The organism is Algoriphagus sanaruensis (assembly GCF_001593605.1).
Classification (GTDB): domain Bacteria; phylum Bacteroidota; class Bacteroidia; order Cytophagales; family Cyclobacteriaceae; genus Algoriphagus; species Algoriphagus sanaruensis.
The window spans coordinates 511,523-535,421 of the sequence record NZ_CP012836.1; the positions used below are offsets into that span (position 1 = coordinate 511,523).

The window sequence follows — 23,899 nt, forward strand, 5'->3', positions numbered from 1 at the left end:
AATATTCTGCCGTTCCCTGTTTGGTTAATCGATTTATTTAAATTTTGTTTATTCAAAGACTCGCTTGTAGAACCAGCTGTTGTCGTTAAGTGAAAGCCCAAAAGAGAAATTCACATAATTCTCTCTGATCAATCCATTTGCAACAGTTCCTCTTCTGCCCACTGATATGCCAAAGTTGACAAGAGATAGCTGATTTACAGGTATAGAAGTTCCAAAGTTGATGCCAAGATCATTGATTTGGGTCTGGTTGAAATAGTAAGGAGTTTGCTTCCATTCTAGACCAACTCGGTAGGTAGATCTCAACAATCTGCTGTCAAATGACAGATAATCAGGCACAAACTGAAATCCTAAGCCAATTTTTTTCACTTGTTGAAGGTCCAAGTCCTCGCCAAAGAAATTCTTAAATTGTGTGAAATCCTGAAGTTGACCCTCCAAACCTAGTGCAAACTTGTTGATTTTTTCGAAGGTCATCCCAAAGCCATATCGATCTGGAATGTAGATGCTTCCCTTTACATCATTGGCAATTAGGTCTCCGTCTGTTTCAACGTCGCTAGCTTCTCCAATAGCGGCCAACTTCGCAAAAGCAATTCCATTAACCTCCCCGTATTTCTGATAAATGGCACCGAAATGAAGATTTGACTTCTCAGAAGTTTTCATTTGATAATGGAGGCCAACCTTGTAAGCCACATCAGAAACAGAGAGCCGTTCAAAATATTCAGAGCCTCTGCCTACTTCTTTGGCGTCCTGATCCAATATCAAAAGCTGGTTAGTACGAATGGTAGAGCCAAACAAATAAGACGCTTGTGCCCCTATGCTGAAGTTTTTGTACACTCTCCAGCCAAAATTCAAGTAAGTTTCTGAAATACCCCCGCTTCCCTCCAGGTAGTTATTGGCAATCAGATCTGAATTATTGACATCTGAAATCACATTCAAGCGATAATTCACACTGGATACTTGGCCAAGGCCTAATCCTGTGGTGAATTTGCCGGACTTGATCGGAAGAGAAAGTGCCAAATAGGAAAGACCACCGCCATCGACAGGAGAATTCTCCGTGCCATTATTGACATCAATTCGCTTGTAATTGAAGGCTGTTTGAAAATTGAAAATGGTGTTCCGTGTGGTTGTCGCAGGATTGACGACATTGGCATGCCAGCCCGTACCATAACTAATTCCCAGTCCACCCATGGATTGATTATGGGTTAGTCCAGAATAATTAAATTCTCCAACACCTAGGGCGCTATAAACGGAGGAGCTAGTTTGGGAAATAGCTTTCTGCGAAAAGAAAAGGGTGCTCAACACACCCAATGTGATCAACCCGAATTTATTCAACATTGTGGTTTAGAATGGCATTCAGTCCGTAAAGAACCAAATTTGGGACTACAAATATGTGGTCTTTTGCTATTGATTCAAAAGATTGGGCATCGCCTCCACAGATAAAAACCTTTATTTCAGGAAATTTAAGAGAATAAGCCTCAATAAATTCCTCAATTTCTCCTTTGACACCATGGAAAATTCCTGCTTGCATACAGGCTTTGGTATGATCTCCCCATGCGGAAGGAGCAATTTCTATTTTTTCAAGCAATGGGAGTTTAGCAGTGAATTGGTGCATAGCCTTCGCGCGCATCTGGACTCCAGGACTGATAGCCCCTCCTAAATAAACTCCATTTGGATCGACCAATTCATAGGTAATGCAGGTGCCCAAATCAATTGCCATCACCGGGCCTTCGCCTGCTAGTTTCCAAGCTCCTACTGCCGCAGCCAACCGGTCAAGACCCAATGATTCTGGTGATGCATATCCATTTGTGACAGGACTGGTGGTTTTAGAATCCAAGAATAAAAATCCAAAGGGCAAAATTTGGTCAAGCTCCTCTTTTTGTTGTTTAACTGAGCTTACCAATACAAAATCAAACTGAAGATTTTTCCAGTATTTCAACCCAACTTCTAGGTTTTCAAAACTGGATTCTTCCAGCAAGTTTTCCCCGTCAAAAAGCGCAGACTTGATCCGGGTATTGCCAATATCGATGACCAGATTCCTCATTTGGGCGCAAAATAACCATAATAAATCCCCTACCTTTCAGGCCTGTCAATTTATCTTTGATGGAATTGTCCACTTAACATTCTTTAACCCATGAGCTCAGCGAGGTATTCAATGATCGGATTGATGTCTGGAACTTCAGGTGATGGTTTAGATTTAGCCTTTTGCCATTTCGAATTTCAGCAGGAATGGAATTTTGAAATAGTCCTGGCAGAAACCATCCCTTTTCCTGAAAAGTTGGGGCAAAACCTTGCTGATTCTCACCTTTTGTCTGCACTCGAATTAGCTCTTCTTGATGTCGAATTTGGCAAATGGATGGGAGACCAAGTGAAACGATTCTGTAAGGAAAACCAAATAAAACCGATGGCAGTGGCCTCTCATGGTCATACAGTTTTTCATCAGCCACATAAGGGGCTAAGCCTTCAAATTGGAAATGGTTGGGCCTTACATGAAGCCTCAGGAGAGGTAGTCATTTGCGATTTCAGAATGAAAGATGTCCAATTAGGTGGCCAAGGTGCGCCCTTAGTCCCGATAGGAGATGCACTACTTTTTCCCAAAATCGACTTTTGCCTCAATTTAGGGGGCATTTCCAATATTTCTATGCAATCTGGTGACAAGCGAATCGCTTTCGATGTCACACCTTTCAACCTTCTCTTAAATGCTGAAGCTTCCAAACTAGGAAAACCCTACGACGATGGAGGAGCATGGGCCAAAGATGGAATTTTAAACCTCGAACTTCTTGAAGCCCTCAATTCTTTACCATTTTATCAACATTCAAGAGCCAAATCTCTAGGTAGGGAAAACATGGAGCAGGATTTTTTTCCACTTATTGATCACTTCGGCCTTAGTCCTCAAGACAACTTGCGCACCCTAGTAGAACATTATGCTTTTCAAATCGCCAAAGTCATTCTCCAAAACTCAACCAAAGAAAAACCTATTCTTCTAATTACTGGAGGTGGGGCCTACAATCATTTTTTCCAAGAGCGACTTGATCATTATTTGTCTGGAAATTGGGAGCTTTTCCAAGCCTCTAAAGAGTTGATCGAATTTAAAGAAGCGCTTGTGTTCGCGTTCTTGGGTGTCTTAAGACTACGGGGGGAAGCAAATTGTCTTAGCTCCGTAACTGGTGCGAGCATTGATAATTGCGGAGGAGTGGTCTATCAGTAAAACCGTACCTCCCAAATCCGCAAGGACTGCTTGGTAATTTTTCTATTTTTGGGGTCGAATATAAACCCATAGACATCATGCAGGATCTGCTGAAAAAATTTGAAACGAAGAAGCCAGAAATCGTCTTCGAGTGGAGCGATAGTGAAACTGAGGCGGAAGGCTGGGTAGTGATTAACTCACTACGAGGAGGAGCCGCAGGAGGAGGAACCCGAATGCGAAAAGGGCTCGACAAGCGTGAGGTGGAATCCTTGGCCAAAACCATGGAGGTAAAGTTTACGGTTTCGGGACCAGCCATCGGTGGTGCAAAATCAGGAATCAACTTTGACCCGAATGATCCAAGAAAGGCAGGAGTTTTGGAGCGATGGTACAAAGCAGTAATGCCTCTGCTCAAGAATTACTATGGTACTGGGGGTGATTTGAACGTAGACGAAATCCACGAAGTAATTCCAATTACCGAATCCTATGGACTATGGCATCCTCAAGAGGGAATCGTGAATGGACATTTTCATGCCAATGAACCTCAGAAAATTCGTAAAATCGGCCAATTGAGACAGGGAGTTTCCAAAGTTCTGGAAGATCCAAAGTTTACCCCAAACGGTCCAAAAAAATATACTGTTGCCGATATGATCACTGGGTATGGGGTTGCAGAAGCGGTAAGGCACTATTATGATCTTTGGGGAGGCACTATTTCCGGAAAAAGAGCCGTCATCCAAGGTTGGGGAAATGTAGGAGCAGCTGCAGCTTGCTTTTTGGCAGTTGAAGGAGTCCAGATTGTGGGAATCATTGACCGAGATGGAGGTTTGATCAAGGAAGAGGGATTTTCTTTGGATGAAATCCGAGACCTTTTCATCAAAAGACAAGGAAATAAACTTGTAGCCGAAGGTCTCATTCCTTTTGAAGAGCTCAATGCTAAAATTTGGGATTTGGATCATGAGATTTTTATTCCTGCTGCTGCCTCCCGATTAATCACCCAAGATCAAGTTTCCAGAATGGCAAATGCAGGTTTGGAGGTCATATCTTGTGGAGCTAATGTACCTTTCGCAGATCCGGAAATTTTCTTTGGCCCGACTGGCGTATGGGCAGACCAGCGGATCTCTGTCATCCCGGACTTTATTGCAAATTGTGGAATGGCGAGAGTTTTTGCTTATCTGATGAGCGACAATGCTGAAGTTACTGATGAAGCGATTTTCTCTGATGTATCCGCAACGATAAAAGATGCCTTGGCAAAAACCTTTTTGGAGAATCCTTCCAAAACAAACATCGCTCAAAGCTCCTTTAAAATAGCCTTGACACAACTCGTGTAAAAGCGTTCTTGGGAATTCCCCTGCCGATGTTATTTTTTGGAGAAATTTGGCAGGGGAGCTTCCAAACGTGGTGAGTTTGGATCAAAATCAGTAGTTTAGCAAGGCAAAAAACACCTACCCAGACCAAGCAAACTTCTGAAAACTGCCAGAAAATAATTCCCAGCGCATTAAATTTACCCAATGAAAAAATATCTTGTAGGTTTTCTATTAATATTCGGAATTTTATTTTTTGGTTCGGTTGTAGCAAACGATTGTTATGCCTTTGCCACAGATTCATCCGAGGAACTCCTAGCGAGTCTTGAACAGGGTATTGATCATAATGATGCTAGTTCCGTCGCTGATTTGCATGCAGAGCAAGAAGCGGGGGAGCATCATTCTGCTCCAGGATGGTTAGTAATTCCATTCATCACGCTATTGTTGATGATTGCCACCGGTCCTTTATTCTACGAACATTTTTGGCATCATAATTATCCCAAAATCGCAGTTGGATTTTCGATTCTGGTTGTCGTCTATTATTTATTTGTGCTAGATAATGTTCACGCTCCAGTTCATGCGTTAGCTGAATATGTCCAATTCATTGCCTTGTTAGCCTCCCTTTATGTGGCTTCAGGGGGCATATTAATCGAGATCGATAAAAAGGCAACTCCGATGGCGAATGTTGCTCTTCTTTTGATCGGTGCTGTTATTTCAAACTTGATCGGGACAACAGGAGCATCAATGCTTTTGATCCGACCTTTTATTCGTCTGAATAAGTCGAGTATTCAAGCCTACCACGTTGTGTTCTTCATTCTGATGGTAAGTAATGTGGGCGGTTCTTTAACTCCAATCGGAGATCCTCCTTTGTTCTTGGGATTCTTAAAAGGAGTTCCATTTTTCTGGACCATCGAACACAATTGGCCAGCTTGGGCCATGGCTCTAGCCTTATTAGCCACAGCATTTTATTTTGTGGATAAGAAATTCGGCAGAGCAAATGACGATGAAATCGGCGAGGCAGTAACTTACACCAACAAGTTTACCCTGATTGGGGCCAAAAACTTCGGGTGGTTATTTGTAGTCATTTGTGCAGTTTTCCTTGATCCAAATGTGATTGAGGGAGTGCCAGCGATCCATTATGATGGACAAAAATTCTCTTTCTTGCGAGAAATCATCATGCTTTCAGTGGCATTCTTCTCCTACAAATTTGCAGATTCAAGAGCAATCAAGGGGAATGAATTCAATTTCGAGCCAATCCGTGAGGTAGCATTTATTTTCATTGGAATTTTCGGGACTATGATGCCGGCCTTGGAACTGGTGGGAAATTTTGCAAAGTCCCCGGAAGGAGCTGAATTCATCACCGTGAATACCTTGTATTGGGGTACAGGTTCTTTATCGGCAGTTTTGGACAATGCTCCGACCTATCTCAACTTCCTCGCGGCAGCGATGGCCTCTGAAGGAGCTGATATCGGGAACATTGCCGAGGTTCGCGAATTCGCGGCAAATACAATGAACGATTCTGATACGACATTCCAATTACTCGCGATATCTATTGCTTCGGTGTTCTTTGGGGCGATGACTTACATTGGCAATGGACCAAATTTCATGGTGAAGTCGATCGCTGAACAAAGTGGAATTAAGATGCCATCTTTCTTTGGCTATATCATCCGATTCACCGTCCCAATTTTATTGCCAATTCTCTTCTTGGTTTGGCTGGTGTTTATTGCCTTTGTTTAAAATTCAATTCATCTCAAATCGCTAGGTAGTCAAAAGATTTTCACTTTTGACAGCGTAGATTTATACGCTTTGTTGCCATTGATCCGTTGGAACAATAAGTATATTTAAGGAAATTGAATGGATACTTTTTCGATTATGAGAAATCTTTATTTCCTTTTTCTTCTCTTTTTCTTTTCCTGCCAAGAGGAGGAATTCCTTCCCAAAGGAGCTCAATTGATGCTGAATCCAAATCTTTCCCAATTCAAGGATTCTGTAGATCCCTGGAAACCATCCAATTTGGATGGAATACAAATGGGTGTTAGCCGGGAGATATTTATGAGTGGAAACCGCTCTTTATTTATCGAAAATCAAGATCCGACTAAGGCCTCAGCTGCCTCTTGGTCACAAACATATACGGGGCCCATGCCTTTACCCGGTAGTACCTTGGAATTGGTGGCATTTATCAAAGGGGAAAATGTCCAAGATCTAACCGCGGGAGGAAGACCATACATTATGGTAAAAACATTTCCTCAGGTAAAGCAAATAAGTGTAGCAGGAACTTCCTTGGACATGCAAGGCGATTTTGATTGGGTCTTGGTAAAAGCGACTTTGGAGAACTTCCCGAAAGATGCCGAACGGATTGAGGTAAGTGTAAATGTGCCTGACCTAACCATAGGAAAACTGTACATTGACGAAATTAATCTGACCGTCAAATAAATTCAGCGAGAATCGAAAGCTAATTCTTAAGCTCAGAGTGACGGTAACAATCCGTCAAATGATCATTTATCAGACCTGTAGCTTGCATGTGGGCATAAATGATTGTGCTGCCAAGAAACTTGAACCCCCTTTTTTTCAGATCCTTCGCCAAAGCATCGGATTCGGGAGATGTAGCCGGATAAAATTCTCCTCGCTTGAGTGAATTTTGGATCGGTTTCCCTCCTACAAATCCCCAGATATAGTTTGAAAATGAGCCAAATTCTTGCTGAATATCCATAAAGCGTTGGGCATTCGTGATTGCAGCTCGAATTTTCAAGGCATTTCGGATGATCCCTGGATCTTGAAGCAATTCTTGGACATAGCTTTCTGGAAATTCCGCAACAATCCGATAATCAAAATCAGCAAATGCTTTCCGATAACCCGCGCGCTTTTTCAAAATGGTAGCCCAACTGAGACCTGCTTGGGCACTTTCCAACACCAAAAATTCGAAGTGAATTTGATCATCATAGACCGGAACTCCCCATTCAGTATCATGATAGGTGATATATTCTGGAAATCCCAAACACCATGGACAGCGGCTTTTTTGATCTGTTATCATCTTCGTTTTTTCCTAAACTTAGTATTCTTGGCAAGCTAAATTAGATTCATTCCCAGAATTATAGTGGAACTGCAAAAAAATAAACTGAATCCATAAAGCAAATCAATAGAAAATCACAGTCTTATTTCGGAATGCCAAGATTTTTCGATTGACATGGTAATGGATCGCTTTCGATAATGCTACTTTTTCAACATCCTGCCCGATTTGTACTAATTCGGCGACTGTATTATGATGTCTAACTCGCGCTACTTCCTGCTCGATAATTGGCCCAGCATCCAGCTCTTCGGTAACGTAGTGCGCTGTCGCTCCGATTAACTTGACTCCTCGCTCATACGCTGCATGGTAGGGTCTTGCCCCCACAAATGCCGGTAGAAATGAATGATGAATATTGATAATTCGATTTGGGAACTGCTGAATAAACCGAGGCGATAGGATCTGCATATATCGAGCAAGAACCACAAAATCGACTTGATGAGCAGTAAGTAACTCAAGCTGGGTTTCCTCCGAAATATCCTTGGAATCTTTGGTCACTGGAACATGGAAAAACGGAATTCCAAATGCTTCCACCACACTTTTCAAGTCCAGGTGATTGGAAATTACTAAGGGAATATCGACCTCAAGCTGCCCGGCATGATATCTTCCCAAAATATCAAACAAACAATGGGAAAGCTTGCTCACGAAAAGCGCCATTCGAGGCTTGGGAAAGTTAAAATGAAGTGAAAATTCCATTCCAAATTGTTGCGCAACTTCCGTTTGAAATCGTGCAGCAATCTCCTCTTTTGTTAGAGCAAAGGAATCTAATTCCCATGCAGCACGCATAAAAAAGCGGCCGATTTCATCATCAATGTGTTGATCTACCTCTAAAATATTTCCTTCATAGGTATACAAAAATTGAGAAACCGCAGCGACAATTCCTTTTTGGTCTTGACATTGAACAATAAGAATGGCTTGATTCATTGGCTAAGTATTAGGAGATCCAAATTTTCCAGGCTGCTTCGGCCTGAAGTTCCAGCATATCTTGCCCATTTTTAGCTCGTCCACCACGATCCAGACATTCTTTCATCAGCCGGGTAATGGGAGGATTATACACTAAATCATACACCAAATTTCCATCAGTAAGATATTCCGTAGGTAGGTCGGGAATACCTTCAATTTTGGGGTAGGTACCTAGTGGCGTTGTATTTATCAAAAGCGGAAACTCGGATAAAATCCCTGGATTTCCCCTCAGGTCATCATAGTTCAGCTGGTCGGGATGAGAGCTCCGTGAAACCGACTGAAATGGAATGTGCAAATCAAGAAGGGCTTGTTTAACCGCTTTCGATGCGCCTCCTGTACCCAAAACCAAGGCAGGGGGTATTTGATCACCCAACCAAGCTTGAAGAGAATGTTTGAAACCGATATAATCAGTATTAAACCCTACTTTCTTCCCATCCTGGATTCGAATACAATTTACGGCCCCGATTGTCGAACAGGCAGAATCTAGCTCGTCTAAAAAAGGAATCACCTGCTCTTTATAGGGAATAGTTACCGCCATACCTTCCAATTCCGGGTTGTCCGAAAGAACCTGCAGGAAATCCGATATTTGAGGAATTTCATACAAGTCAAACTGACAATCTTCTATTCCTTCCTTCTCAAACTTTCCAGTAAAGTATTTCTTGGAAAAAGAATGCCCTAAGGGATAACCTATCAACCCAAATTTTCTCATGCCTTTTGTAATTTATTGGCGAGCCATTCAATGAACAAAACAAGACCGATTCCAAATAAAAAGGCAAAAGTGGCAAAGAGAATCTGAGGTTCTTTACCTACTTCCTCTAAATAGGTTGAAGGCCACAGGTTTTCCGTTAGAAAAGGCTTTTGCTCACCACTTGAGGAAGTTCGCCATGCCGTCACGATTTTCCAGGGCCAGAGTTCATTTACAGAGCCGAGCATAAATCCGGAGAGTAAACCGATCGTGGCAGAATGAAATTTTTTCAACAAAAAGGAAACTACCCGGCTAAACGAAAGGATTCCCACGATACAACCTGACGCAAACAATCCTAGGGTGAAAATGTCTTTTTCAGAAACTGCCTTTAGAATCACTTCATATTTACCAAGGATAAGAAGAATAAAACTTCCACTGATTCCCGGTAGAATCATTGCACAGATTGCGATCGCTCCTGCTACGAAAATAAACCATTTGGCATCGGGCGAGGAGGTAGGAGGTAAATTGGTTACCCACCAAGCAATGACGGTACCAATAGCTACTGCTAAAATCACCCCCAAATGCCATCTTTTTATATCCTTCAAAATCAAAAAAGCACTGACTAAAATTAACCCACAAAAGAATGACCATAGAGGAATGGGGTGCTCATTCATCAAGTAGGTAATTACCTTGGATAAAGCAAAAATACTCGTCAATATCCCAAGCAATAAACTCAACAGAAAGGAACCATTAACGGCCTTATAAAACCGCTTTACCTCCAAAGATTTGAGCAATGAGAGATTCGAAAACGTAAAAGAATTGATGCTATCCAGGAGGGTTTGATAAATCCCGGCAATTAGTGCTATTGAGCCTCCAGATACACCAGGAACAATATCTGCAGCACCCATCGCCATGCCTTTGAGATAGACTAAACCGTATTTTTTGATTGAATTCATTGGTTAAATTTTTCTTCCATTGCAATTTCCATTGGAGGATTTACAAAGCGAAAATGGGATAAAGGATTACTTGTGGCTATAGAAATTAGCAAAAATATAGGCTGACCGAATAAACGATCAGCCTAGAATAAGTTGAGTGAGATTAAAGTTTGATTTCACCCAGAAAGTGATCGAACGTGTCCCCTCTCAGCCCCAAACGGATAGTTTCCAAAGGAATTACCTCTGAAGGGCTAATATTTCCAAGGTTGACATTTGCTCCAAGAAGCTTGATAAACCAAACCTGCTGGGATTTTTGAGGTGCTTCCCAAATGATTCGCTCTTCAGGAACTTGTGTCAAAATTTCTTCAACTAGACCTTGACGAACTTCTCCTGAATCACGGAAAAGTCCGACATTTCCTCCTTCTCTTGCCTCACCGATAACCTTCCAAGCTCCTGCACCAAGTTCAGTTTGCATTTGCTCGATCCACTTGTATGGAGGAATAATTTTAGCAGCATCTTTGGAACCCACCTCTGAAAGTACAGTCACCTGCTGAGAAAGCGTATGGATATACTCGCATTTTCGGTCATGATTTAAAGAAATGGAACCATCTGAAACTTCAGCGTATTCGAGTCCAAACTTATCAAGTACTTTGCGATAGTCATCAAATTGACCCCTAACGATAAAGGCCTCAAACAAGGTCCCTCCAAAATAAACTGGGATTCCTGCTTCCTTGTAAACCGCAATTTTCTCAGAAAGCTTTTTAGTCACATAGGAGGTCGCCCAACCTAACTTGACAATATCCACGAAGTCTGAGCAACTATCTACAAAATCTTCTGTTTCTCTTAGGCTGAGACCCTTGTCCATCGCCATAGTAAATCCCGTGTTACGTGGCTTTTCAGTACGTACAGGGAGATTCTTCAGCACATAATTCATGTGATTTTTATTTGATTTTAATGGCCACATGGAATCTCACATGTAAGAAGCTCATCCCTAAGGGTGACTTCTTGGCCATGCTTGATTTCATTTGCTAGGTTATAAAGTTTTAAAGCAGAGACTGTTGATCTCTATATTGGGCAATGATTTTGTAAATGGCTTTTTGCTTGGTCAATTCAGGCATTAACTCATACAAAATCGTATGCCTATCGAAGTCCAAAGTTAACGCATTTTCCAAATAAGTGAAGGCCTCTTTGTATTTGCCCATTTTGATTAAATACACGACAAGTCGATAATAAAGCTCTGCCTCTTCGGGCAACTCATCGATCCCTTCTCGGACTACATCTATCGCCTCCTCAAATCGATTTTGCTCAAAATAGATCACCGAAAGGTTGACATACGTCTCCATGATTCCGGATTCTAGATTGATTGCCTCTTCGTAGGCCTCGGAGCTGGCTTGAAGATTTCCCAAATTAAACTCAGCATCTGCCAATCCGACCCAATAGTTAGGATTGTTCTTATTGAGTTGGAGGGCTTTTTTGAAATAGTGAATCGCTTCAAAATACTTTTCCTTTTTCAGCATACACATGCCAAGGCCAAACCAGGCATCGTCATATTCCTCATCCAGCTTTGCGGATTTTTTAAAGTATTTAAATGCTTCGTCAATCTTTCCTAGTTTTTCATAGGCGGCACCGAGATAGCAGCAATTTTCAGCATTAGCTCCCTCACAATTGATGGTATTTTGATACGCTTCCAATGCCTCTTCGTACTGATGGGTATTCATCAAGGAATTACCCATGTTGAAATAGGCAGAAGCAAAAGCATCATCAATCAAAAGTGCATACTCGTAGGCTTTGATCGCATCTTCAAATCTTCCTAGTCGATTATAAACCACCCCCAAATTATACCAGGCTCCGGCAGAGTATGGGTCTTGATCAATAAACTCCTGGTAGAACTCAAGGATTTCGTCAAAAGAACCTTCTTCCTCCGTAATCATGGCAAGCTGAAAAAGCGCATCCTCATGATTGATTCGGTTTTTAACCGCTTCTTTGAAATAATAGCTCGCTTTATTATTGTCGCCTTTTGCTCTGTAAAGGTTACCCAAAGAGTAAAAAACTTCTGCTTTATCTTCGGCCATTGGCAGGTAATTTTCCAATAGCTCAATTCCTTCTTGGGCGCTATCAGCCAAAATCAATGCATTGGCTAAGGCCAAAACAATCTCCTCATTGTTTGGAGATAGGTTATTGAGGTGCTCCAAAATCTCTAATCCTTCATCCAATTCATCGTTGAAGATTAGACATTGAGCTTTTAAAAGCCGGATTTCAACTGAAAAAGGAAATTTTTCCAAGGCATATTCTGAAGCTCTCAAGGCTTTCAAGAATTTCTGCTGATCGAAGTAAAACCGGATGATGTCTTCTAGCTCTTCCTCTTCGAAATAGAGGTCGAGGTTGGATTTGAGAGAATTTTCAAAACGTTCAACAAGTTTTTTGTCCTCTTCCCAGTCGTGATCGTGGTCTCCAGTCATTCGAATACGTTATGGTTTTTTTAAGATACCAAATAATCAGGTTTCTCAATAGTTGGCTTCTACTTTTTTTTGAGGTTTTCAGAAACTGATTCCCACTAGATTAGGCAGGTAACGCCTACTTTCTAAAATTAGTTTGGTTTAAGGGTTTTTAGCCCACTCCAAGGTCTCTCTTAGAGGGGTAAACTTGAAGCCCAAAAGCTGTTGGATTTTTTGATTGGAGAATGTGATATTTTGTTGTGCCAAAAGAGCCGTTTGCCTGTTAAGGGGACTTTTACTAATGCCTATTTTAGTCCCGAACCAAGCCCACAGACTTCCCATCCAAATCATCCAGTCTTTCAGAGGCAAACTGGGAGCTTTTTCCCCAAAGACATCCGCTACTTGTTGAAAAAATTCCTGGTAAGAAATAGCGTTTGAGTTTAAAATAAATCGTTCTCCCCATTGTTCTTTTTGTACCAATTGACGGGTAATAAGAGCTGCATCTCGAAGGTCAATGTAATTCAGATCTCCTGTGGGATAAAAAGGATTTTCCTCTATAACATAAGAATATATGGCGGAGGAACTTTTTACATAATTCGCCTTTCCTAAAAGAATAGAAGGGTTGACTACAATCACATCCAATCCTTCTTGTGCAGCACGCCAAACTTCCAATTCTCCCAAATATTTTGATACCGCATATCCAGTATTCAGAGGAGATTCTACCCACTTGAAATCTTCATCAATGGTTGAGAATTCAGCACTTCGACCGATAGCTGCAACAGAGCTTACGTGGACTAACTTTTTAACGCCTTTGGAAAGCATTGCATTGACGAGGTTTTTTGTTCCCTCGGTGTTGACAGCCAATAAATTTTCTTTTTGATCAGAAGAAAACGAAACTAAACCTGCCGAATGAATCACCAAATCAATTCCCTCTAAAGAGTCACATAAAGCATCAAAATCTTCTAACTCGCCCTCTCGTAAGGTGATAGATTGATTCTCAAATTTTGTATAATCGAGTGACTGCTCAGGCCTTAACAGCCCAAAAATCTTCCCCAAAGAAGTAAACTCCTTGGCCAGTTGTGTTCCAAATAATCCGGTGATTCCCGTGATTAGAATATTCATACGGATTACAAACGTTGATTTAAGAACTCCGAGTTCCGGATTTTTTCGTAAACCCGATGATTTTTGGGCAGGGTTTGAAGCATGTCTAAATACCGCTCGTTATGGCAGTCTGTCCCCAAAAAAGAAACCGCATTTCGTTCCAAAAGCATCTCTGCAAAATCCTTTACCCCTTTGGAATAAAAGCCGGTCAGGGACAATAAATTTACCTGAAAGATCAACTGTCTTTCGATTAATTCATCTTGAAGTTTTTTGTCCACCAATAAATATTGATAACGCTCAGGATGAGCTAAAATGGGTTTATAACCCGCCATTTCCAGATGAAAAATAATGTCCAATAGCATCTGAGGCTTATTAATAAAGCCAGTTTCTACCAAAATATATCGATCCCCAAAAGTGAGGAGTTCATCTCCAGATTTTATCTTTTCGAGAAAGATCTCATCCATGTAATATTCGGCAGCAGCCTCAATTTCCAAGGAAATGCCGTGGTTTTTGGCTGCTTTTCGGAGGTCTTCCAGGCCCATACTGATGATTTCTGGAGTATTCCGATAATACTCGGACATGATATGAGGGGTGGTAATAACTTTTCGCAAGCCATAAGAAGCCAACCTACTTAAAAGCGAAATAGATTCTTCCATAGACTTAGATCCATCATCAATTCCAGGGATCAAATGTGAATGCATATCCACCTGAAGCCAAGAAAGATCAAAAGGTATCTCAACAGGATTTTTCTTTTTCAGAAAATCAAACCAACTCATTATAATCCTCCTTCACTTTGTTTTAAAAATTCAGCAAGATTAGGCCATTTTGTATCTTTTTCAGACAAAACGGGATTGATAACCTGCCAATCTATTCCTAATTCCGGATCACTCCAAAGCACCCCACCCTCCGAATCTTTGTGGTAATAATTTGAACATTTATAGGCAAAAACAGCGTCTTCTAAAACTGAAAATCCATGGGCAAACCCAGCCGGAACAAATAATAAATTAGCCCGTTCAGCATCAAGAACAGTAGAAAAGGATTGCCCGATAGTGGGAGAATCTTTCCTTAAATCCACTACTACATCCAAAACTTTCCCGGATATGACTCGAACGAGCTTTGCTTGGGCGAATGGAGCTCTTTGAAAATGTAACCCCCTAACTGTACCCTTGACAGAAAAAGACTGATTGTCCTGCACCCAATTTTCTGATATACCGAGACTTTGAAGCCAATCCTGACGAAATGACTCAAAAAAATACCCTCTACTATCAGGAAAGATTTTTGGGAATATTTCAATCAAACCCTCTATTGGGGTTTTCCGTAATTCTGCCATGTTCGGGGTGCTAGATTTGGGCTCAAGGCGCTAAAATAACCATTCAAGGGAGGACTATCCTAATCAATTCTAAGGAATTATGCCCAAATTTGCAGGAGTGATTGTCAACCGAGACTAAAGCTTTTGCCAAGTTTGCATTTCTTGGATCGATTTTCACTTCCATTTTACCAATGAACGTCCGCAGACGAACCACCCTATGAGTAAATTTTCCAGAAAAATTCAAAAACTTCACGATACCGCTCCCAAAATTGAAACTGCCGTTTTGGTGACTTTGATTAGGCAGCATCAACCTGAACATGAAGTAGAAGAACACCTGGAGGAACTGGCATTTTTAGCAGAAACACTAGGTGTGAAATCCGTGTATCGGTTTACCCAAAAAATGGATAAGCCAGATATTCGAACCTTTGTTGGAAAAGGGAAGCTTGAGGAAATTCAGGCCTATATCGAACACTTTGCTGTAGATATGGTGATTTTTGATGACGACCTTTCTCCCTCTCAAATGCGGAATTTAGAGAATGAGCTGAAAGTGAAAATCTATGATCGATCCTTGCTCATTTTGGATATTTTCTTGCAAAGAGCTCAAACTGCGCAGGCGAAAACCCAAGTTGAACTGGCTCGGTTCCAATATCTACTTCCACGATTAACCGGTATGTGGACTCACTTGGAACGACAAAGAGGGGGAACTGGAACCCGTGGAGGGGCAGGTGAAAAGGAAATAGAAACCGATAAAAGGGATATCCGTAACAAGATCGCCTTGCTTCGGGACAAGCTTAAGGAAATCGAAAAGCAGGGAGTCACCCAACGAAAAGGACGAAAAGGAATCGTTCGGGTGGCCTTGGTAGGTTATACCAATGTGGGTAAATCTACATTGATGAATTTGATCACCAAAACCGATATTCTTGCTGAAAATAAGCTTTTTGCGACCGTCGACGCAACCGTCCGGAAAGTAGTCTTAGACCATATTCCCTTTTTGCTTTCGGATACAGTAGGATTTATTCGAAAGCTGCCTACTCACTTGATCGAATCTTTCAAATCTACCTTGGATGAAATTCGGGAGGCCGACCTTTTAATTCATGTTGTGGATATTTCTCACCCTGCCTTCGAAGATCATATCGCGGTAGTCAATCAAACTCTTCGAGAAATCAAAGCTGGAGAAAAGCCCGTTTTACTGGTTTTCAATAAAATTGACCTAGTCGATCAGATGCCGACAGAGGAGGAATCGATGCATATCAGCGAGCATGAGCTTCAAGAATCCCGTTATGTAGACTTCAAAGCACTTTCCGAAGCTTACGAAAAGAAAAATGGGATCAAACCTGTATTTATGGCGGCAGCTTCAGCAGAAAATGTCGAAGAATTCAGATCCGCATTGGTGGCTGAAGTCAAAAAACAACATCGTAAAATTTATCCTCACTACCTCGAAGATCAAGTCGTGGACTGGGGCGATAAGTGGGAGTAGAGTACTGAATAATTTCAAACTCACCCCCCCGGAAACGCGATCCCATTTACCTTTCTGTACAGATTCAGGGCATACTTATCGGTCATCCCTGAAATAAAATCGACTAACGCACGAAGAAGTGGGTAGGGATTAACTGCAGCTCCCCAACCTTTCATTGGAAAGTCTTCGGGCAAAAGACGCAAAATGCTTTTGTCCTTTCCAGAGAATTTTTCTGGTGCATAGAAATGGTGGTAGAGTGCGTTAGAAAAGACGGAAAGCAGTCCTTCCAAAATTTGAAATCCTGCAGCTTCTTTTTCCAAGACAACCTTGGATCGATAGATTTTTTGGACAGAAAGTGCAGCAATCTCGGACAAGGCCTTTGCTGATGGAATCATATCTGTGAGGGCTTTGTCAAAATTTCCCTTCCGCATTTGTTCCTCATACTGTCCAAAAATGGCTACAGTTTCTCGAATCAGTTGACCGATTGCAAGGGCCCTAAGCGCGCCTAAGTTTTGTGACTGAGTTCGGCTTTTCAACTTGTCCTTGTCAAGCTTATCGCCCAAAATAGGTTTGAGTAATTTGAGAGTTTCCTCAAAAGTCACCAAACCCATCGTGCAACCATCCTCCAAATCGATGATACTGTAACAGATATCGTCGGCTGCCTCCACTAAAAAGGCCAATGGATGTCTCACCCAAGTATCCATGCTTATTTTTTCGACTCCAAGCACTTCGGCCATTTCCTCAAAATCTGCCAGTTGATTGATGAAAAACCCATATTTCTTTTGGCTTTTTCTGGCGATATCACGCTGAGCAATCAGGCTAGGCCGAGGATATTTGGTGAAGGCTGCGAGTGTGGCATAGGTGAGTTTTAAGCCAAATTGCTTAGAAACCAACATACGGTATCCTTGTGCATTTCCTTCGAAATTGATTAGGTCCGCCCATTGATCTACACGGACATGCTTTTCCCAAACTTTACCTTCTGCATGAAGCCTGAAAAAATCCGAAATCGCTTCCTCACCAGCGTGTCCAAAAGGCGGATTTCCGATATCGTGGGTAAGCGCAGCGGCAGCGACGATGGAACCGATCGCAGAGGAGCTAATACCGAGATTTTGAAGATTGGGAAATTTTTCAAGTAAAAATTCTCCTGCTCCTTTGCCAAGAGATCGGCCAACACTCGATACCTCCAAGCTATGAGTAAGCCTTGTATGAACAAATGCTTGATCAGGAAGTGGGAATACCTGGGTTTTATCTTGAAGGTTACGGAAAGGTGCAGAGAAAATGATCCGATCATAATCGATTTCAAATTCACTTCGTCCTGATTCCTGATTAATTCCTGATTTTGGACCATCTCCAAACCTTCCGCCTGACAGCAGCTTTTCCCATTTCATCATAGCTCAAAATTAGAAATACATTAGGACTATACACACCAAAAAATTCAAGCTTCCCAATTCTGCATGCTCTTTTCGTTAATAACCTTCTAGCCGAAGCCATCGTTTATTCTACCTTTGCATGGTGAAATCGAGAATTGTCTTACTTGTAATTAGCTTGTTTTCTTTTTGGGCTTGGTCATGTACCCCCGATGATCCGTCCCCAAAAGCCTTGGTTAATGTTTTTTTGGTCGATGCTCCCGCGAGTTGGGATTCGGTGATTGTAGAACTGGAAGGTGTGGAGTTGGAAATAATAGCTGCAAATCGAGCCGGCCAACTTGAATCAATAGTAATTCCATATGAGCTTGCAGACAAAAAGGTAGACGTGTCCCAATTGGTGGCCGGGGTTTCGCTCCCTATAGGACGAAAAGAGATAGCCTTGGGGACATTAACTGGAATCAAGTTGAGACTAGGCACTTCCCACCAGCTCTTCCAAGGGGAAAAAGGCTATTCGTTACCCGTCCCGAATCAAGAGACGGAATTTCCCGCCAACATTTCCCTGGAACTCCAAGCGGGGATTTCGTATGATATTTATGTGGATTTAGACCTAGAGAGATCAATCCAAGTGTTTAAATCTTCGCCTCTAGAATTGAGTTTTCAGCCCCAAATAGCAGCTTTTTCAACTATTGATCAGGGGCAAATTCAAGGTATACTATCACCCACCACATTATCCCCCGTAATCTATGCGATTCAAGGCTCAGATTCATTGAGCACTCAAATCAATGGATCAGGAACCTTTCTTTTCAGACTCAATCCAGGAACCTACACCCTTTTCTTCGATCCAAAAGACGAGAGATATGCTCCGACTACTCGTTCGGGTATTTCCGTTGAAAAAGGAAAAGTAACTACTTTGGAACGCATCACCTTCAGCACCAATTAACGATGGACGATCAGCTGTACATGAGGAGAGCTTTAGAACTTGCCGAGTGGGGACGGGGCTATGTTAGCCCAAACCCAATGGTGGGGTGCGTGATTGTACATAATGATCAAATTATTGGGGAAGGATGGCACAAGGCCTATGGTGGACCGCATGCAGAAGTCAACGCTGTGAATTCTGTACTTCGCACTGAGCTTTTACCCGAAGCCACGGTATATGTGACCCTGGAACCCTGTGCTCATTGGGGAAAAACACCTCCTTGTGCCAATCTATTAGTAGAAAAAAAAGTCAAAAAGGTAGTCATAGCTGCCACAGATTCGAATCCATTGGTAGGTGGAAAAGGAATCGAAATCCTGAAAAATGCGGGAATAGAAGTTGAGTCAGGAGTATTAGAAAAAGAAGCTCGCTGGCAAAATCGACGTTTTTTCACCCAGATCGAAAAACAAAGACCTTATGTCATTCTCAAATGGGCCCAAACCCAAGACGGATTTGTGGCGAGGGAAAATTTCGATTCCAAATGGATCAGTAATTCAAGCAGCCGTCAACTTGTCCACAAATGGAGGACGGAGGAAGACGCTATTTTGGTAGGAAAAAATACAGCTTATTATGATAACCCTAGACTAGATGCAAGAGATTGGAAAGGTAAAAATCCAGTCAGAATCGTCCTGGATTCTAATCTAGAGCTTCCTTCAAATTTGAATCTCTTTGATCAAAGCATTCCTACCTTGATCTTCAACACTATAAAAAGCGAATCGAAGCATCATCTAGAATGGGTCAAACTCGCTGAGATTAATCCAGAACGTATTTTAAAAGAACTTTTTGACAAGAAAATTCAAAGTCTGATCATAGAAGGTGGAAGTCAAGTTTTACATCAATTCATTCATTCAGAACTTTGGGATGAGGCAAGAGTGTTTAAATCAAAAAGTAAATTTGAGGCTGGAATTTCTGCTCCTTCCCTAAACAAAAAACCATCCGAATCTATTTCTATCGACACTGATCAACTCGATATTTATTACCATGGCTGAATCACTTTTTCTCCCCAAAGAGGGCTCCAAATCCGAAACCTACGAAGCATTACTTCCTCAAATTGAGGCATTGATCACTGGAGAACCCGACCTATATGCCAACTTGGCCAATATAGCCGCTGCTCTTCGGGAAGCCTTCGGCTTTTTTTGGGTAGGCTTTTATCTTGTAAAAGATGACCAACTGGTCCTAGGTCCTTTTCAAGGTCCAATCGCCTGTACCCGCATCAATTTTGGGAAAGGTGTATGTGGTACCGCTTGGAAAGAAAAGAAAACTCAATTAGTTCCTGACGTAGATGCTTTTCCAGGGCATATTGCATGCAGTTCTGCCTCCAAGTCAGAAATTGTTGTACCTGTATTCAAAGAAGATAAAGTGGAAATGGTCCTTGATGTGGATAGCGACAAGCTGGCGGACTTTGATGAAATCGATCAAAAGTACCTTGAGGAACTAATGGGTGTTTTGGGGAAAACACTTTCCTAATTCTGGAACATTCTTTAGGATATGAATTTTACTTAATAGTGGCTAAATGGCCGAAAGACAAAATGTTCGAACAATGCTGAGCGTTTTTTCCTGATCTTCTATCATCCCCATGTGGCCAACTCCTTGGAGCTCTACATAGTGTGAAAATCCATTTTGCTGTGCCCGGCTAGCTTCGATTTTTACTGCACCATCCTCAGTGCCTGCAATGAACAACTTGGGTCCGATGAAGTTTTTAACCACCTCAAATCGATCTTTACGATCGCGCATAGCTCCGGCATAAGCGATCAATCCATCCAGGCTGGACCGCTTTGCATCCTTGATGGCTAGCGAAATTTCCGAGGCCAATTCTTCTCTTCGATTTTCTGGAAAAAGTGGAGGTACAAAAGAGGTGACAAATTTTTCTACACCGTTTTTCTTCAAAAAAAGAATCGTCCGGTCACGCATTTCTTTTTTGTCTTGATCATCCGGAAAGCTGGTGGAATGAAACAAGCCTATGGCTTTAATTTGATTACCCATCAGTTCAAGAAGAGCCAAAGCAACATATCCTCCCAACGAATGGCCAATAACGATGGGTTGGTGAATTTGATTTTCCTCTAACCATTCCTCAAGTTGGACCGCTACTTCTTCGAGGGAAATTTTATTGCTGGAAATGGGGCTATTTCCAAAGCCTGGAAGGTCTGGACAAATCACTCGAAACTGATCTGAAAGAGCCTCCGAAAAGTAGCTCCACATTTGTCCACTTTCGCAAAACCCATGAAGCAAAACCAAAGGCTGTCCTGAACCCTTTTCGAAAAAATGAATCATACTATTTTACAGAATTAGGATACTGAAACAACCTCAGTAAGACTCCGAACTGTTGCCGCAATTCCTGCCGGATCAAATCCACAGTCACGATGAAGCTCTAATTGTTCTCCGTGTTCTATAATTGAATCAGGAATTCCCAAGCGCTTCACTTGAGCCTGATAACCATGGTCGGCCATCCATTCCAATACGGCGGAACCAAATCCACCCATTAGACATCCGTCTTCCACAGTGATTACCTTCTTAAACTTAGAGAAAACTTCATGCAGCAACTCTTCATCCAATGGCTTCACAAACCTCATGTCGTAGTGTGCTGGATTTAGCCCTTCTTTCACCAAATCTTGGCATGCTTCGACTGCATAATTACCTATATGACCTAAGGTAAGGATCGCCACCTCTTCGCCTTCACGAACTATCCTCCCTTGACCAACTGGAATCTCCCGCATTTCAGTTTTCCACTCCGGCATGACGCCATTTCCTCTTGGATAGCGAATAGAGAATGGTCCACCATAACGTGAGGCCGTGTACATCAAATTGCGCAATTCCTCTTCATTCATTGGGGCAGATACAACCAGATTTGGAATGCAACGGAAATAAGCGATATCATAAGCACCGTGGTGAGTGGGTCCATCAGCTCCTGCAAACCCTGCTCGATCAAGGCAAAAAACTACCGGTAGATTTTGTAAACAAACATCATGAATAACCTGATCGTAGGCCCGCTGCATAAATGAAGAATAAATATTGCAAAACGGAACGAGCCCTTGAGTAGCCAATCCAGCTGAAAAGGTTACGGCGTGCTGCTCGGCAATTCCTACATCAAACGCCCGATCAGGCATGGCTTTCATCATGATATTCAATGAAGATCCTGAAGGCATAGCAGGAGTGATTCCCATAATCTTTGGATCCTGCTCGGCCAATTCTACCAAAGTATGTCCAAACACATCCTGGTATTTAGGAGCCTGAGGAGTGGATGGGACTTTCTTGAAAATCTCACCTGTTACTTTATCAAATGTCCCTGGAGCATGCCAAGTAGTTTTATTTCCTTTTTCGGCTGGCTCATAGCCCTTACCCTTGACTGTAACACAATGAAGAATTTTTGGACCCGGGATATCTTTTAGGTCCTTGAGAACCTCCACCAGGTGATGTACATCATGGCCATCTACTGGCCCAAAATATCGAAGATTTAAGGACTCAAATAAATTACTTTGCTGAAGTACAGCTGATTTGATTGCACCTTCGACTTTTGAAATTACTTCCTGAGCACTTGAACCAAACTTGCTGAGCTTGCCCAATATTTTCCATACTTCGTCTTTTACCTTGTTGTAGGTGTGGGAAGTAGTAATATCTGTCAAGTAATCCTTGAGGGCACCCACGTTAGGATCGATCGACATGCAATTGTCGTTCAGAATAATGAGCAGGTTGGTGTCGCTGACTCCCGCATGGTTCATCGCCTCAAAAGCCATTCCCCCTGTCATAGATCCATCTCCTATAACTGCTACATGCTGAATGGGAGAGTTTTTGTATTTGGAAGCCACAGCCATTCCAAGGGCTGCCGATATTGAGGTACTGGAGTGCCCCACACCAAACGTATCATACTCACTTTCTTTTCGCTTTGGGAAGCCCGAAAGTCCTCCATAAATCCGATTAGTATGAAATTTTTCTCGTCTTCCAGTTAGAATTTTATGCCCATACGCTTGATGGCCGACATCCCATACCAATTGATCTGTGGGTGTGTTGAGAACATAGTGCAATGCTACAGTCAACTCAACAACTCCCAAACTTGCACCAAAATGCCCTCCATAAACGGAAACATTGTCTACAATAAACTGGCGAAGCTCTTCACAAACTTGTACCAATTTATCTTTAGAAAACTTTTTTAAATCCTCTGGGGAGTTTATTTGGGCTAAAAGTGGTCCGGGAGTAATCTGCATGTCGGATAAGGTTGGTATTTAGACTAGGAAAACATAAACAAGATGGGTTTGTTTAAACAAGCAATTGAAATGCCTTCTTATCCCCCTTCGGTCAATATTTCCCGAGTCCCCAATTAATTTATCTTAATTGAATATCTTTGGCTAACCAGTCGCAAAATTAATCCAATAATCCAGATATCCGGTGAGTTTCGAAATCAAATTACCCCTTTTCGAAGGCCCGTTTGACTTGATGCTGTTTTTCATCGAGCGGGACGAATTGGATATTTATGATATTCCTATTTCCAAGATTACCAATGACTTCTTGGATTATGTGCATCAATTGGAAAAAATGGAAATCGAGGTGGCAAGCGAATTTATCCTGTTTGCAGCTACCTTGATGAAAATCAAGTCTCGGATGCTACTTCCCAGACCTGAACTGAATGAGGCTGGCGAAGAAATTGACCCAAGAGAAGAGCTCGTTCGAAACCTTCTAGAATACAAGAAATACAAATCAGTCATTGAGGATCTTGCCCAAATGGAACAGGATCAGCTCTCACGGGAAAAACGAGGAAATATCCTCAAGGAGCTCCAGGAACTAAGCAAGGTAGACGACGTGGATGCTGAAATGCAACATGTGGACTTGTACAAACTCCTGAAAGTCTATCAAAAATGTATGGCCAAAATGGCCTCTAGATCGGATGAAACCAAACATACGGTCATCCAATATCCGTATACCATTGAGCAGCAAAAGGAATTTGTTTTAGAGAAAATCAGTTTCAAAAAGCAGGTTCCCTTCACCGATTTCATTTCTTACAAACCCGATAAAATCTTCGTGATCTACACCTTCCTAGCCATTTTGGAGCTTCTTCAACTTTCTCAAGTCACCATCACCATTGGAGAAGGGTACAATAATTTTTGGGTGGAAAAGACTGAGCCCATCGCTGCAGCCTAAAT

23 protein-coding genes are annotated in these 23,899 nt (G+C 42.0%); 9 read left to right on the top strand and 14 right to left on the bottom strand.

What is annotated here, in order from left to right:
- Positions 1–48: 48 nt before the first annotated feature.
- Positions 49–1,332, bottom strand: coding sequence for a BamG family beta-barrel-assembly machinery protein (locus tag AO498_RS02255; RefSeq protein ID WP_067543203.1), 1,284 nt, complete (start codon positions 1,330–1,332; stop codon positions 49–51).
- A complete protein-coding gene (locus AO498_RS02260) occupies positions 1,322–2,038 on the bottom strand; it encodes a type III pantothenate kinase (protein ID WP_067543206.1) in 717 nt (238 codons plus the stop codon). Before AO498_RS02260 ends, AO498_RS02255 begins: the two co-directional genes overlap by 11 nt.
- Positions 2,039–2,128: 90 nt before the next feature.
- Between AO498_RS02260 and AO498_RS02265 the strand changes: the two genes are divergently transcribed.
- The 4 genes from AO498_RS02265 (at position 2,129) to AO498_RS02280 (ending at position 6,912) form a co-directional block, all read left to right on the top strand.
- Positions 2,129–3,202: an anhydro-N-acetylmuramic acid kinase gene (locus AO498_RS02265; protein WP_067543209.1), complete on the top strand. Its 1,074-nt coding sequence runs from the start codon at positions 2,129–2,131 to the stop codon at positions 3,200–3,202.
- Between the two features lie 77 nt (positions 3,203–3,279).
- Positions 3,280–4,506 (top strand): Glu/Leu/Phe/Val dehydrogenase dimerization domain-containing protein, encoded by a 1,227-nt coding sequence (locus AO498_RS02270; protein WP_067543212.1) that lies wholly within the window; start codon positions 3,280–3,282, stop codon positions 4,504–4,506.
- A gap of 180 nt (positions 4,507–4,686) precedes the next feature.
- On the top strand, positions 4,687–6,216 hold the full coding sequence (locus tag AO498_RS02275) for a sodium:proton antiporter (protein ID WP_067543215.1): 1,530 nt from the start codon (positions 4,687–4,689) through the stop codon (positions 6,214–6,216).
- Positions 6,217–6,351: 135 nt separating this feature from the next.
- Entirely contained in the window at positions 6,352–6,912 is a 561-nt protein-coding gene (locus AO498_RS02280; RefSeq protein WP_148660174.1) for a hypothetical protein, read from the top strand.
- 19 nt (positions 6,913–6,931) lie between these two features.
- On the opposite strand, the gene AO498_RS02285 is transcribed toward AO498_RS02280, so the two are convergent.
- The 9 genes from AO498_RS02285 to rfbC form a co-directional block, all read right to left on the bottom strand.
- Positions 6,932–7,510 (bottom strand): DNA-3-methyladenine glycosylase I, encoded by a 579-nt coding sequence (locus AO498_RS02285; RefSeq protein WP_067543222.1) that lies wholly within the window; start codon positions 7,508–7,510, stop codon positions 6,932–6,934.
- 102 nt (positions 7,511–7,612) lie between these two features.
- Positions 7,613–8,467 carry a formyltetrahydrofolate deformylase gene (purU, locus tag AO498_RS02290; protein WP_067543225.1) on the bottom strand — a complete coding sequence of 285 codons (855 nt, stop codon included), beginning with the start codon at positions 8,465–8,467 and terminating at the stop codon, positions 7,613–7,615.
- A gap of 10 nt (positions 8,468–8,477) precedes the next feature.
- The gene (locus tag AO498_RS02295; protein WP_067543228.1) at positions 8,478–9,215 is read right to left on the bottom strand and encodes a shikimate dehydrogenase family protein; all 738 of its coding nucleotides are present in this window, start codon (positions 9,213–9,215) and stop codon (positions 8,478–8,480) included.
- Positions 9,212–10,147 carry a DUF368 domain-containing protein gene (locus AO498_RS02300; protein WP_067543230.1) on the bottom strand — a complete coding sequence of 312 codons (936 nt, stop codon included), beginning with the start codon at positions 10,145–10,147 and terminating at the stop codon, positions 9,212–9,214. The genes AO498_RS02295 and AO498_RS02300 overlap by 4 nt, the downstream gene beginning before the upstream one ends.
- 142 nt (positions 10,148–10,289) lie before the next feature.
- Entirely contained in the window at positions 10,290–11,060 is a 771-nt protein-coding gene (locus AO498_RS02305; protein WP_067543233.1) for a phosphosulfolactate synthase, read from the bottom strand.
- A 109-nt stretch (positions 11,061–11,169) separates the two neighbouring features.
- Positions 11,170–12,585 (bottom strand): tetratricopeptide repeat protein, encoded by a 1,416-nt coding sequence (locus AO498_RS02310; protein WP_067543235.1) that lies wholly within the window; start codon positions 12,583–12,585, stop codon positions 11,170–11,172.
- Positions 12,586–12,723: 138 nt separating this feature from the next.
- Positions 12,724–13,683 (bottom strand): NAD-dependent epimerase/dehydratase family protein, encoded by a 960-nt coding sequence (locus tag AO498_RS02315; protein ID WP_067543238.1) that lies wholly within the window; start codon positions 13,681–13,683, stop codon positions 12,724–12,726.
- 5 nt (positions 13,684–13,688) lie between these two features.
- A complete protein-coding gene (locus AO498_RS02320; protein ID WP_067543241.1) occupies positions 13,689–14,438 on the bottom strand; it encodes a tyrosine-protein phosphatase in 750 nt (249 codons plus the stop codon).
- Positions 14,438–14,992, bottom strand: a complete 555-nt coding sequence (gene rfbC / locus AO498_RS02325) for a dTDP-4-dehydrorhamnose 3,5-epimerase (protein ID WP_067543243.1) — start codon at positions 14,990–14,992, stop codon at positions 14,438–14,440. The genes AO498_RS02320 and rfbC overlap by 1 nt, the downstream gene beginning before the upstream one ends.
- A gap of 196 nt (positions 14,993–15,188) precedes the next feature.
- Here rfbC and hflX point away from each other — a divergent pair, with 196 nt between their 5' ends.
- Complete coding sequence (hflX, locus tag AO498_RS02335) at positions 15,189–16,448, top strand: GTPase HflX (RefSeq protein ID WP_067543250.1); 1,260 nt, start codon at positions 15,189–15,191, stop codon at positions 16,446–16,448.
- 20 nt (positions 16,449–16,468) lie between these two features.
- On the opposite strand, the gene dgt is transcribed toward hflX, so the two are convergent.
- Complete coding sequence (gene dgt, locus AO498_RS02340; RefSeq protein ID WP_067550190.1) at positions 16,469–17,815, bottom strand: dGTP triphosphohydrolase; 1,347 nt, start codon at positions 17,813–17,815, stop codon at positions 16,469–16,471.
- A gap of 121 nt (positions 17,816–17,936) precedes the next feature.
- Here dgt and AO498_RS02345 point away from each other — a divergent pair, with 121 nt between their 5' ends.
- Genes AO498_RS02345 through AO498_RS02355 form a run of 3 tightly spaced genes read left to right on the top strand, consistent with a single transcriptional unit; the run spans position 17,937 to position 20,234 of the window.
- Positions 17,937–18,734 (top strand): DUF4382 domain-containing protein, encoded by a 798-nt coding sequence (locus tag AO498_RS02345; protein WP_067543253.1) that lies wholly within the window; start codon positions 17,937–17,939, stop codon positions 18,732–18,734.
- A gap of 2 nt (positions 18,735–18,736) precedes the next feature.
- Positions 18,737–19,756, top strand: coding sequence for a bifunctional diaminohydroxyphosphoribosylaminopyrimidine deaminase/5-amino-6-(5-phosphoribosylamino)uracil reductase RibD (gene ribD / locus AO498_RS02350; protein ID WP_067543256.1), 1,020 nt, complete (start codon positions 18,737–18,739; stop codon positions 19,754–19,756).
- Complete coding sequence (locus AO498_RS02355; protein WP_067543259.1) at positions 19,749–20,234, top strand: GAF domain-containing protein; 486 nt, start codon at positions 19,749–19,751, stop codon at positions 20,232–20,234. Before ribD ends, AO498_RS02355 begins: the two co-directional genes overlap by 8 nt.
- A gap of 42 nt (positions 20,235–20,276) precedes the next feature.
- On the opposite strand, the gene AO498_RS02360 is transcribed toward AO498_RS02355, so the two are convergent.
- Positions 20,277–21,038, bottom strand: coding sequence for an alpha/beta fold hydrolase (locus AO498_RS02360; protein WP_067543261.1), 762 nt, complete (start codon positions 21,036–21,038; stop codon positions 20,277–20,279).
- A gap of 14 nt (positions 21,039–21,052) precedes the next feature.
- Positions 21,053–22,966 (bottom strand): 1-deoxy-D-xylulose-5-phosphate synthase, encoded by a 1,914-nt coding sequence (dxs, locus tag AO498_RS02365; RefSeq protein WP_067543263.1) that lies wholly within the window; start codon positions 22,964–22,966, stop codon positions 21,053–21,055.
- Between the two features lie 181 nt (positions 22,967–23,147).
- On the opposite strand from dxs, the gene AO498_RS02370 reads away from it, so the two are divergent.
- Complete coding sequence (locus AO498_RS02370; protein WP_067543266.1) at positions 23,148–23,897, top strand: segregation and condensation protein A; 750 nt, start codon at positions 23,148–23,150, stop codon at positions 23,895–23,897.
- Positions 23,898–23,899: the final 2 nt, after the last annotated feature.